A 1208-nucleotide genomic window follows, 5' to 3' on the forward strand; every position below is an offset into this window, starting at 1 on the left:
GTCGTATTTCATTCCTTGCGAAAGATTATCCAACCAGCCTCAAAGCTCTCGAAGAGAGCGACCGCGCGGTACGTGTTCAACAAGACCGAGCAACCATTTCTGTTTCTGAAACAGCGACGAGCGTAGGTTCACTTGCTGTAAACGACAATCTTAACGAATACCAACCTGCAGACTACGAACTCGGCTTTTTGCATTTATACCTTGGTCTGAACTATCTACAAAAAAATGATTTAGAAGGTGCACTCGTCGAAGTTCGTCGTGCCAACCAAGTTCAGGAAGCGGCGAGAAAAGCGCGTGAAAAAGAGCTGAAGTCGGCAGAAAAAGATCTAAAAAACCAAGGTATGTCAGCCAACTTAGGCAGCGTGCTCGCGAGTTATCCAGACGCAGGGAAAAAACTCAGCGCGGTGCAAAACGGTTATCTCTTCTATCTTTCTGGTTTGTTGTACGAAGCGTCACGTGATCTTAACAGCGCTTATGTGGATTACCGTCGTGCTTTGGCTGTGATGCCAGATAACAAACAGGTTATTGAAAGCACGATGTACGCCGCGAAAAAGCTCGGTATGCGTGAAGACTTACGTCTGCTTGAAAAACGCTATGGCAAGGCACCGACAGGGTTAAATAAGTCACAAGGACGCGTCATTGTGATTGACGAGCAAGGTGTGGTTGAGGCTTTGCAAGGTTGGCGTATTGACTTACCTATTTTTGACAGTCGCGGCAATGGCGCAATCTACTCATTGGCACTACCTTATTATCCGAAACGTGGGACACCACGCTTTAGTGATGTGGCTTTGAATGGAAAAACGCTGCCTTCTAGTACGTTGGCTGACGTTAATGCCATGGCTCAGAATGATTTGAATGAACGCTTAACGACAATAGTGATTCGCCAAGCCATTCGCGTTTGGGCGAAAGACCGAATCAGAAAAGAAGCAGCGAAAAAAGGCGATGACGTGGGCAATATTCTTTTCAACGTTTGGAATACGTTAACAGAACAACCAGATACTCGAAGCTGGCAAACGCTGCCAGCGCAAGTGAAGACGGCCTCACAAATTGTGAAGCCGGGTACACAGCAGCTAAATTTAGGCGATCAAGTCTATCAATTTGACGTACCAGCGCAGCAAACCACACTGGTGTGGGTTTCTCGTCAGGGAGCGCATTCGACGGTATGGCATAAACAATTAGGGAGATTGTAATGAGAGCATGGCTTATTG

The 1208-nt window shown here is 46.8% G+C and carries 1 protein-coding gene; it reads left to right on the plus strand.

The window, feature by feature from the left end:
• Positions 1–1190 (plus strand): hypothetical protein (locus tag R8N28_RS25745; protein WP_318183726.1); only part of this gene is annotated, 1190 nt, incomplete at its 5' end.
• Positions 1191–1208 lie beyond the last annotated feature (18 nt).

The sequence above is a fragment of the Vibrio sp. Vb1554 genome, assembly GCF_033344235.1.